Source organism: Levilactobacillus muriae, assembly GCF_045862015.1.
GTDB classification, from domain to species: domain Bacteria; phylum Bacillota; class Bacilli; order Lactobacillales; family Lactobacillaceae; genus Levilactobacillus; species Levilactobacillus muriae.
The window spans coordinates 216,273-225,885 of sequence record NZ_BAAFRU010000002.1; the positions used below are offsets into that span (position 1 = coordinate 216,273).

The 9,613-nt window shown below is 47.3% G+C and carries 12 protein-coding genes; 6 read left to right on the forward strand and 6 right to left on the reverse strand.

Annotated features, from left to right (window positions below):
• Window position 1: 1 nt before the first annotated feature.
• Both dltD and lepA read left to right on the forward strand, forming a co-directional pair.
• Window positions 2–1,288, forward strand: coding sequence for a D-alanyl-lipoteichoic acid biosynthesis protein DltD (gene dltD / locus ACKTSF_RS02145; RefSeq protein WP_407886196.1), 1,287 nt, complete (start codon window positions 2–4; stop codon window positions 1,286–1,288).
• Window positions 1,289–1,452: 164 nt separating this feature from the next.
• Window positions 1,453–3,285, forward strand: a complete 1,833-nt coding sequence (lepA, locus tag ACKTSF_RS02150; protein ID WP_407886198.1) for a translation elongation factor 4 — start codon at window positions 1,453–1,455, stop codon at window positions 3,283–3,285.
• 55 nt (window positions 3,286–3,340) lie between these two features.
• Here the strand turns inward: lepA and ACKTSF_RS02155 are convergent, their stop codons facing one another.
• On the reverse strand, window positions 3,341–3,457 hold the full coding sequence (locus tag ACKTSF_RS02155) for a transposase (RefSeq protein WP_407886200.1): 117 nt from the start codon (window positions 3,455–3,457) through the stop codon (window positions 3,341–3,343).
• A 275-nt stretch (window positions 3,458–3,732) separates the two neighbouring features.
• On the opposite strand from ACKTSF_RS02155, the gene ACKTSF_RS02160 reads away from it, so the two are divergent.
• Together ACKTSF_RS02160 and ACKTSF_RS02165 are read left to right on the forward strand one after the other, a co-directional pair.
• Complete coding sequence (locus ACKTSF_RS02160; protein WP_407886202.1) at window positions 3,733–4,116, forward strand: antitoxin HicB; 384 nt, start codon at window positions 3,733–3,735, stop codon at window positions 4,114–4,116.
• Between the two features lie 418 nt (window positions 4,117–4,534).
• Window positions 4,535–4,777, forward strand: coding sequence for a hypothetical protein (locus ACKTSF_RS02165; protein ID WP_407886204.1), 243 nt, complete (start codon window positions 4,535–4,537; stop codon window positions 4,775–4,777).
• A gap of 248 nt (window positions 4,778–5,025) precedes the next feature.
• Here ACKTSF_RS02165 and ACKTSF_RS02170 read toward each other — a convergent pair whose 3' ends face one another.
• The gene (locus ACKTSF_RS02170) at window positions 5,026–5,223 is read right to left on the reverse strand and encodes a hypothetical protein (RefSeq protein ID WP_407886206.1); all 198 of its coding nucleotides are present in this window, start codon (window positions 5,221–5,223) and stop codon (window positions 5,026–5,028) included.
• Window positions 5,224–5,366: 143 nt separating this feature from the next.
• On the opposite strand from ACKTSF_RS02170, the gene ACKTSF_RS02175 reads away from it, so the two are divergent.
• Window positions 5,367–5,627 carry a hypothetical protein gene (locus ACKTSF_RS02175; RefSeq protein ID WP_407886208.1) on the forward strand — a complete coding sequence of 87 codons (261 nt, stop codon included), beginning with the start codon at window positions 5,367–5,369 and terminating at the stop codon, window positions 5,625–5,627.
• Between the two features lie 42 nt (window positions 5,628–5,669).
• Here the strand turns inward: ACKTSF_RS02175 and ACKTSF_RS02180 are convergent, their stop codons facing one another.
• From ACKTSF_RS02180 to mscL, 4 genes are all read right to left on the reverse strand, one after another.
• Window positions 5,670–6,032, reverse strand: a complete 363-nt coding sequence (locus ACKTSF_RS02180) for a hypothetical protein (RefSeq protein ID WP_407886210.1) — start codon at window positions 6,030–6,032, stop codon at window positions 5,670–5,672.
• Window positions 6,033–6,185: 153 nt separating this feature from the next.
• Complete coding sequence (locus ACKTSF_RS02185; protein ID WP_407886212.1) at window positions 6,186–7,061, reverse strand: DNA/RNA non-specific endonuclease; 876 nt, start codon at window positions 7,059–7,061, stop codon at window positions 6,186–6,188.
• Complete coding sequence (locus ACKTSF_RS02190) at window positions 7,061–7,753, reverse strand: sunset domain-containing protein (RefSeq protein WP_407886214.1); 693 nt, start codon at window positions 7,751–7,753, stop codon at window positions 7,061–7,063. Before ACKTSF_RS02190 ends, ACKTSF_RS02185 begins: the two co-directional genes overlap by 1 nt.
• A 148-nt stretch (window positions 7,754–7,901) precedes the next feature.
• Complete coding sequence (gene mscL, locus ACKTSF_RS02195; protein ID WP_407886215.1) at window positions 7,902–8,279, reverse strand: large-conductance mechanosensitive channel protein MscL; 378 nt, start codon at window positions 8,277–8,279, stop codon at window positions 7,902–7,904.
• A 628-nt stretch (window positions 8,280–8,907) separates the two neighbouring features.
• Between mscL and ACKTSF_RS02200 the strand changes: the two genes are divergently transcribed.
• On the forward strand, window positions 8,908–9,613 hold a 706-nt coding region (locus ACKTSF_RS02200), incomplete at its 3' end, for a nuclease/transposase family protein (RefSeq protein WP_491062235.1).

A 9,613-nucleotide genomic window follows, 5' to 3' on the forward strand; every position in this document is an offset into this window, starting at 1 on the left:
AATGGCAAAGCGATTACTACGGATCTTTGGTCCGTTAATTCTCGCAGCTATTCTAGTTTTTGCGGTACTCGCTTCGCCGGTCACCTTCGGGTTTAAGCACATCAGTGCCACTCGGGAGCGGCAGGCAGCGGTGTCGCTGTCACCCAACGTTTTACGTGGTAAGCATATCAAGGAAGCAGCCTTAAGTGACGGTTACGTGCCATTCTTTGGGTCATCGGAGTGGTCACGGATCGATCCGATGCATCCCTCAGTTCTGGCACAGAAGTATCACCGTGACTATCGGCCATTTCTGTTAGGTGCGCGGGGAACTCAGTCGTTAACGCAGTTCTTCGTGATGCAAAACATCCAAGGTGAATTGCGGAACAAGAAGGCAGTCTTCTTCGTTTCACCACAGTGGTTCGTAAAGGGCGGGACACGTAAAGATGCCTTTGGCTTCTACTACTCACAATTACAGACGGCGGAGTGGTTGACCCACTACCGGCACGATGCAATTGATCAGTACGCAGCTAAGCGCCTCCTGCAGATGCCTGCCGCAAAGTCCGACCATTTCATCTATGCCGCACTACAACGGGTGGCGGCCGGTAAATCATTGACGGATGATCAACGGTTCTATCTGCAAACCAGAAAGAACATGTTGACCCAAGAAGACCAGTTCTTCTCCGGCATTAATTTACCATCGCAGAACTTGAGTCGTGTCAACCGGCAAGCCAAGAAGTTACCCACTCATTACTCCTATTCGGCGCTGGATCGACTCGGCGGTCAGTTAGGGAAGCAAGCAACGGGCAATAATCCGTTCCAAATCAGTGATCAGTTCTACAATCATGGCTTGAAACAGGAAATTAAGACAGGGAGCTTGAAGGGTTTCCAAAAGAACCTGTCTTACCTCCAATCGCCAGAATATAGTGACTTCCAGCTGTGTCTGGATCAATTTGCTCGGCTGCATACCGACGTCCTGTTCATCATTCCACCAATCAATCAACGCTGGCAGAAATACACCGGCTTATCCGCAACGATGCTGAAGCAATTCGACCAAAAGATTCATTATCAATTGCAGTCGCAAGGCTTCACCAACATTGTTGATTTATCGGATAAGGGGAACGTGCCGTACTTTATGACCGACACGATTCATCCGGGCTGGCGTGGCTGGTTGGCTATTGATAAGCGAGTGGACCCATTCTTAACCAAGAAGCAGGCCCAACCGCGTTATCACACCAGTGACAAATTCTATGAGAAGCAATGGCAGCAGTTGGAACCATCTCAGCTGAGTCAATACGAAAATAACAAGTAATCTGAGAGGTCCGGGCTGATGCCCGGGCCTTTTGTGGCCTTTGCTTAGACAAAATGCGCCGCGACTGGGTGGGAATTAGGACCGGCCTGCCTTTTAGTTTGTGATTACCACGGATGGTTGGTATAATTATCTGGACATGGTGTTTAAGAAAGTAGGAAATCAACATGGATCTTGAGAAATTAAAAAACCATCAAAAATATATTCGCAATTTTTCCATCGTGGCGCACATCGACCACGGGAAATCCACGATTGCGGACCGAATCTTGGAGTTAACGGATACCATCTCCAAGCGTGACATGCAAGATCAAGTGTTGGATAGTATGGATCTTGAACGGGAACGCGGAATTACGATTAAGTTGAACGCGGTTGAATTGACGTATCACGCCAAGGACGGCCACGACTATGAGTTTCATTTGATTGATACACCGGGGCACGTGGACTTCTCCTATGAGGTGTCACGGAGTCTGGCGGCCTGTGAAGGAGCTGTTCTGGTCGTTGACGCAGCACAAGGGGTCGAAGCCCAGACGTTGGCTAACGTGTATTTGGCGTTGGATGACGACTTGGAGATCGTGCCGGTTGTGAATAAGATTGACTTGCCAGCGGCGGACCCAGAGAAGGTCAAGAAGGAAATCGAAGACGTCATTGGTTTGGACGCCTCCGATGCCGTGTTGGCGAGTGCCAAGCAAGGAGTCGGTATTCCAGAATTATTGGAACAGATCGTTCACAAGGTGCCGGCACCAACCGGTGATTTGGATGCGCCATTGAAGGCCTTGGTCTTTGATTCCGTTTACGATGACTACCGTGGGGTGGTTATGAGTGTGCGGGTGTTCGAAGGGACCGTTCAACCCGGCGACAAGATCTTACTGATGAACAGTGGCAGTGAATACGAAGTGACCGAGGTCGGGGTCAACTCGCCGAAGCCAATTTCACGTGACTGTCTGATTGCCGGCGATGTGGGATACATTACCGCCAGCATCAAGGACATTGCTGATACGCGGGTGGGTGATACGGTGACGAATGCCGCAAATCCTGCAGAAAAGGCACTGCCAGGCTACCGGGAAATGAACCCGATGGTCTACGCCGGATTGTACCCGACTGACAATGCCAAGTTGAATGATTTACGGGAAGCTTTGGAAAAGTTGAAGCTGAACGATGCGGCATTGGAATTCGAGCCAGAAGCCTCACAGGCGCTGGGCTTTGGGTTCCGGTGTGGGTTCCTGGGAATGCTCCACATGGATGTTATCCAGGAACGGTTGGAACGTGAATTCAACCTGGACCTGATTACGACGGCACCATCTGTGACGTACCACGCGTACTTGACGGATGGGACCATGAAGACAGTCGAGAACCCAGCGGAGATGCCGGAAGCCTCAGCTATCAAGCGAATTGAGGAACCAATCGTGAAGGCCACCATCATGGCGCCTAACGAATACGTGGGAGCGGTCATGGACTTGTGCCAACACCGACGGGGCCAGTTCCTGACGATGGAATATTTGGATGATTATCGTGTGAATATTATCTATAACATGCCGCTGTCGGAAATTATCTTCGATTTCTTTGATAAATTGAAGTCCAGCACTCGCGGATACGCATCGCTGGATTACGAACGGAGCGGTTACCAAGAGGCCGACCTGGTCAAGATCGATATCTTGTTGAACGCTGACAAGGTCGATGCGCTGAGCTTTATTGCCCACCGGACGTTCGCTGCCCAACGGGGTCGTGAGATTGCGTCGCGGTTGAAGAATATCATTCCTCGCCAAAACTTTGAAATTCCAGTGCAGGCTGCCATCGGCGCTAAGATTATCGCGAGAACGACGATCAAGGCTTACCGGAAGGATGTGACCGCCAAGCTCTATGGTGGTGACCGTACCCGGCGGATGAAGCTGTTGGAAAAGCAAAAAGTTGGGAAGAAACGCATGAAGGCTGTGGGGAAGGTTGATATTCCGCAAGAAGCGTTCATGGCCGTTTTGAAGACTGATGAGGATGAAACGAAGTAAGATATGGCAACTGTTGTTGGTAATTCCGTTTATAAAATTGTCTAATCCTTTGAGATTAGACAATTTTTTTGAGTCCAAATGCTAGATGGATCCTTAATCTAAAGCTGGTGAAACAGCCAAAACAGTATGCGACTCGCTTGATTGCTTTGATTTTGTTGTTGATGTTCTCCATTGGTCTAAGTGCCCAAAATTAATGACGAAAGAAGGTGGAAACCTCTAAAACTCTATAATACTCAAAGCAACATTACTGTTATGGTACCGATTCATGCTAAGGAGCTGGGGAAAGGGTTAGAGCACGATTTTGAGCGAAGCAAATATAGAGAAGCCATAGTGTTTCTTTTTTGCGGCCAAAATGACTGATCGTTTTGTTACACTCTCTCGGGTTTGTCTGTCCAGAATGTGAGAACATAAAAAGCTGATATAGAAAACATGAAGGAGATCGACTCTATGAAGAAGGATATGGTAATTTACCCTGCCATTTTTAGCAAGGATGGGGACTATATTTTTGTTCGAGTCCCTGATCTACAAGGTGGGGTTACACAAGGAAATGATACCTTGGACGCCGTGACCATGGCTGAGAACCTGATTGGCAACTTGTTAGAAGACCAATCAGAATATTCTAAGCCATCAAATCCAGAAGACATTAAGTTAGAAGACGGAGAATCTTTGGTTTATATTTCCGTTGACTTGGCAGAATTTCGTATCAAGTATTCACGAACTGTTCGCAAGAACGTTACCATTCCTGAGTATCTAAACGTGATTGCTAAAGAGCGAAAGATTAATGTCTCCCAGGTATTAACTGAAGCGCTAAGAACGAAATTAGAACTATAGCCTAGCCCGCACAGCTGATAGGAAAACATCTCTGCAGGCTATTTGTGAACTAGGGCTATCGTTCAGAAAACGACGTTGGTTTTAGTGATTTAATTGTAAGGAGGGCTTACATTTACGGTTCTTCTTTCTGGTTTAGTTATCTTAGAAGCTACCGCAAATGCGGGCTTTTTGCATACAATTTTATTCAATTCAGTGAACAGTACACGACTTGCACTTCGCGTTAAATACTCTGAATATTTGGGTTGCTACTGACTACCGTGCGGTTATTTAACGCTTCGACTGAATAAAATACAAAATGGTTTTACTTCGTTCATAAACTGGCCTGTCCAGATAAGTCAATTTATAGCCGCTTTCCCAATAATAATGGTAACCTACAATCAGGTTAGATTTACACGCTACCATCAAGGGGGAGTATCCAATGACAAAGGGGTTAGCATTTCAGTTTCACGGGGGGACCACGGCCTTTATCGATCGTCTGACAGTGGTGATTAACGACTTAGACGATGAGGATATTCAGTTGCTCGATCAGATTACCCAGTGGTCTTGGACCAACGACTGCGTGATTCCCAATTGCGGGATTCAATTGTCAGCTGAAGAAGTCGAACAGCGTTTGAAAAAATTTAGCAAACTTGAGTTACTCGATTATGGCAGTCGGGTGTAACCAAAGAGGGACCCCACTCATGGTGAGTGGGGTCCCTTCTATTATGATTAATCTTCTCGTTCTTCTTCACGTTCAAGATGGAGTGTCTGCAACAGTAAGCAGATTGTCACAAGGTGCACGATAATTGAAATAATATTCAGACATTTGTTTGTTTTATGATGCATGTGAAAGCCTCCTTCGTGGTTACCCTCAGTGTAACCGCTTTAGGGGCTGTTGCCTAGAACTAAATTGTTAAATATAGTAAACGCCTAAGCCTGCGGATGAATCTCCAACACTGGATGCCGTTTCGTCCCAGTCAATTCCACGTGGAGGTCTTCATGTGTGGCCAGCTTTTCCTGAATAGTCGCCACTTCTTCTTCAGTGAAGCCCTCGACATCGTACATCAGGTTGCGTTTTGCGGGGAGCTTCGCAACCTTGTCTAAAATTGTTTTAATGAGTGTATCCATGATCCGTCGTCTCCTTTATACTATCGGTTAGTTGGGCAATCATGTTATCATAGTCAGCTGTGCACAACGGCAATTGCGGATCACCGTGATAAGCTAAGGCCAAGCCACTTTGAGGGAATTCACTATTTGGGGAGATGAAGCTGATGGAATTTGAATTCAAGAATGGCGTTCATGGTTTTAGTCGGCGGCTGAATCAGGTCGTTGATCACCTAGACGCAACTGAAATTGCGTTGATTGAAACACTGTTAGATATTGCCGTCGCACCAGAACAACCCGTAACGGTCAAGGCTATTCGCGAGAAATTGGGCATTACCGCCACTGAGTTATCCTTTTACTTATCTCGATTGGTGCACCTGGATCTCATTACCTGGACGCCTGATGAGGCGTCCATCGTGACCAATTAAGAAAGCGCGCAGGGCCAATGGTCTTACGCGCTTTTTGCTGACCTATTCCCGATCAGCATCCTCCGCCAACTCCAACCAAATCGTCAGTTGAGAGGGGATGTAGTCCGGCCAAGCTTCCATCTTCTTCGCACAGCGGGAGAGTAGATGACTCTGCCCATCCTCGGCGAGATCATTGAAAACGGTGAGGGCTTGTGAATTGTCTTCTAAATCCGTGATCAGCGTCGGTAGTTTATGTTTCCACTCTTCGATTAAATCCTGATAGATGACGATTCGCCGTGCCAGTAGAATGGTATAGTCAACGCCTTCAACGTGTAGCTGCTTAACGAAACGATCGTATTCATTGAAAACGGCCGTTTGGGCACGTTGCCAATCAGTTTTGGTGATTTCAGTCTTCTCATTTCTCATATGCTCATCCTCTTGTCGTTTCATAATTTATGTAATATTGATCTAACAAAATAAACCATAACGATTACGAAACCGTATCCCTCGAATAGTATAGCATTATCTCCGGGAATGGTAAGCAAACTTGCAAATTAATCGTACCGGTTGGCGAACCAATTAACTTACACGACTATATCCAGTGGCGTAATCAATATGGTGACCGGATTCGATATTGAAAATGTAAACATTGAAATGAACCGCATTGGAGCCGATGGACTGGGCCCGCATTTGAACGCCCCGTGCAACCAGTTCATTGTCCTTAAAGACCGGTGTTACGGCGTAGCGAACGTAATGACTTTTACTTTCCTTGAGGTAGGTCGCCACGTCCATTTCGTTGTGGAGCATGCAGGGACTATTCAGCGTACGTGTCCCAGTCATCAGGTTCTTAGGATTATTGTTTTGCCCCGTAAATTGGTAGCCAATTAAGTGACTGCGATTATAGAGCCACCCGTGACTGGTGCGTTTGTTATGCCAGCCCGTTGGATCAACCGTCAGCGCCTCTCGCTTGGCGCTAGGCATCAAGGATTGATTCAGGAGGGCCTGGGCACCCGTTACCCGGTTCAAGCCGTCCAGATTGTGATAGGTGGCCCAAGCCCCATTCTTGGTGGATAGTTCTGTCCGACTAAAACCAGGCTTGTTCTGATTGACGGTGATTTCCTGTTGGCCGTTGTAGGTCAAGTTACCGAGGTTGACGCCAGACGACTTGGTTTTGGCTTGTGACGCAGTAGTTGTTGATCTGTGGCCAGTAGCCTTGCTAGCTGCTTTGAGACTAGCTTGTTGACTATTTAGCTTAGACTGGCGTTTATCCAATCGCGCCTTTTCAGCTGCATTGGCTTTTTCTAAGCTACTGGCTTTCTTCTGGGGACCGTGATCGTACACAACTTTCGTGCTGGAACTGGCCGACTTGGCGGTTGACTTCTGCTGCCCGCAACCGCTGAGACCGGTGCCAAGCATAGCCAGCAGACTGGCGGTAAGTGTGATTATTTTTTTCATTAGCGCAGCGCCTTTCTATAGCCCGCCGCTCTAGCCTGAGCCTCAGTGTTGAAGTACACGGCATTGCTACTGTTCATGTGGTAGCCAGCTTGATCGGGCGTATGGTAAATTTTGGAATTGCGGTTACCGACAATCTTCTTGGCCTTGTGTGTGTCGAGATTGCCTTGCTTGTGGCTTGCACGGCTCGTCTGGGTCGCTTGACTACTGGCAGCAGTTGCGGCTTGCGTGGCGGCCTTCGATTCAGCCTTGGATATGGAGCGGGCGCTTGCCTTGGAACTGGCCACCGCTTCACTGGTGCTGTCTGCGCGTGATTTACTAGCTGATTCAGAATCGGCTGCTTGGCTGTCGACCACGGCAAAGGCTGCAGCCTGACGACTGGAGGAGACCGCCAGCTGGCGGGATTCGCGCTGCGCAGCGGTTAGCCGTTGCGTGCCGACTTTGACGGTCTTCGTTTGCACCGTGGGCTGGCTGGCACCCAACGCAACCAGTCCGCCAAAGATAAAGAGCACGGCGCTAAGGGCAACCAGCCATTTGCGATGGTGCGTAAATGCCCAGTAGCCACCGCCGGCACAAGCGGCTAGCCAAATAAGTGTGAGAAAAATGATGAGCCACTCCTTTATGTAGATTGAAATTTCCAACATAGCGGCTTTAGCCGTTGTCGGGATGGAAGCGGTTAGGGCTTCCTTTCTCATTCTATGGGGTGGGTTAGGGGATTTCAAGCAAAATCTAAGCTTTCGATTAAGTTTTAGAGTGTTCACGTTGTGTGTTGGCTTGATTTCGTACAGAAAAAATAAAAAGGCCGTCACAGGAGACGACCCACATAACGATAAGCTTAGCTCACTATTTTTCGTCCTTTTTCAGCAATTCGACGATTTCTTTCAGATACTTCTCCTCACCAGTTGGTTCCGGATTGGCCGGTTCCTCCGCGGGTTTTGGCAACAGCTTATTCAGCAGCTTGATTAGCAGGAAGACCACGAACGCAATAATTAAGAAATTAATGATGGAGTTGATAAACGCCCCGTAGCGGAAGTGGGCCTTGCCGACCGTTAAGACTAAGTCTGAAAAATCAATGCTGCCAATGAAGATTCCCAAGAGGGGGTTGATCAGATTCTCCACCAGCGAGTTGACGATCGCCGTGAAGGCAGCCCCCACAATAACCCCAACGGCCAGGTCCATCACATTGCCGCGGGCAATAAACTCTTTAAATTCCTTAATCAAAATAAATTCCTCCCTCGCGACTCGGTGTCGCTTCATTTACCCTCCATTTTTAACGATTTATTACTAAATTGCAAACAAAATGCGGTGGCTGCTAGTGGACGGTTACTTACGGACGCGGTGACAGAAAACTTGGAGGATGATAGGGGAAGGCGTTTAGAATAAAAGTGTCGTCAAGCATATCGACCTTAGACCTGTACGTGCTTGTGAATGGCTCAAAATAATCTTTTACAGAATGTTCCACTGGCTTAGTAGAAAACCAAGCTTGGAGACTTGGTTCTTTCGAGGCTGCAAGTTGTGTTCGCACCGATCCAGCCCATAGCTACCGGCCGGTAAGGCAATGGTTGGACAACATTGCCTAATTTTAGGTCCAGTATCGTTGTGACAACAGTTATAATGAGTAAATTACAAAAAGGGAGGAGTAGCTTCGTATTAGCACTTTTAAAATGACCGTAAAGCCGGTATAATGTAAGTGTTTACAAAACGTCGAAAATTTATTAAAAACTAGGCAGAAAACCCGCGATTTCAATCGCGAGATGAATGCCAGAATTTAAGCCGTTCTTAAACATACGTTCCCCTGTTGGACTACCAGATATGGTATACTAAATCCAACCTACAGGGGAGGTTGCCGATGGTTAAACTAGGACGTACGATTAAGTTGCGACTCTATCTAGACACGATTCAAGCCGGTGAATTTCTAGCTATGACCCAAGAATATCAGCGATTAGCGAACATTGTCAGCCAGTGGGTCTTTGACCACGACTTTCCACTGAGTTGGTTGAAAATAAATAATCATCTGTATAAAAAGTTTAGACAAGAATCATCGCTCAATAGTCAGATGGTACAATCGGTCTTTCGCACGGTTGTCGCCCGTTACAAGACGGTCCAGGAACAAATGAAACAACATTCTTATCGCTACAAGGCAGCCGACAACAAGTGGATTCAAATTCCGCGAGACTTGACGTGGCTGGAAAAACCGATTGATTTTTGCCGGCCTCAAGCCGATTTGGTTCGTCAGAGTAATTATTCCTTCATCAATGGTATGACCCAGATATCCATCACCACCCTTGGGAAGCGAACGAAGCTAGCTTTTACCAATAAAGGTTTTGAAGACTACTTTCAGGGCGACTGGAAGCTAGGAACTGGCAAGCTGGTCCACAACCAAGGAAAATGGTTCCTACATATTGGCATCACTAAGAATGTAGCTGATTTTGACAGAGAAGGTAGTCCCAAAATTGTAGGTATTGACCGTGGTTTACGCTTCTTGGCCACATCATACGACCATCTGGGAAAGACTACTTTTTTCGATGGCCAGAAGATCCTACTTCGGCGGAAGA

Excerpts from the sequence above, each read along its gene's own strand:
- ACKTSF_RS02175 (WP_407886208.1), top strand. The coding sequence starts at position 5,367 with ATGGAATTTGAATTCAAGAATGGCGTTCATGGTTTTAGTCGGCGGCTG.
- ACKTSF_RS02155 (WP_407886200.1), bottom strand. The coding sequence starts at position 3,457 with ATGGAGAACATCAACAACAAAATCAAAGCAATCAAGCGAGTCGCATAC.
- ACKTSF_RS02185 (WP_407886212.1), bottom strand. The coding sequence starts at position 7,061 with ATGAAAAAAATAATCACACTTACCGCCAGTCTGCTGGCTATGCTTGGC.
- ACKTSF_RS02165 (WP_407886204.1), top strand. The coding sequence starts at position 4,535 with ATGACAAAGGGGTTAGCATTTCAGTTTCACGGGGGGACCACGGCCTTT.
- ACKTSF_RS02170 (WP_407886206.1), bottom strand. The coding sequence starts at position 5,223 with ATGGATACACTCATTAAAACAATTTTAGACAAGGTTGCGAAGCTCCCC.
- ACKTSF_RS02160 (WP_407886202.1), top strand. The coding sequence starts at position 3,733 with ATGAAGAAGGATATGGTAATTTACCCTGCCATTTTTAGCAAGGATGGG.
- lepA (WP_407886198.1), top strand. The coding sequence starts at position 1,453 with ATGGATCTTGAGAAATTAAAAAACCATCAAAAATATATTCGCAATTTT.
- ACKTSF_RS02180 (WP_407886210.1), bottom strand. The coding sequence starts at position 6,032 with ATGAGAAATGAGAAGACTGAAATCACCAAAACTGATTGGCAACGTGCC.
- ACKTSF_RS02190 (WP_407886214.1), bottom strand. The coding sequence starts at position 7,753 with ATGAGAAAGGAAGCCCTAACCGCTTCCATCCCGACAACGGCTAAAGCC.
- dltD (WP_407886196.1), top strand. The coding sequence starts at position 2 with ATGGCAAAGCGATTACTACGGATCTTTGGTCCGTTAATTCTCGCAGCT.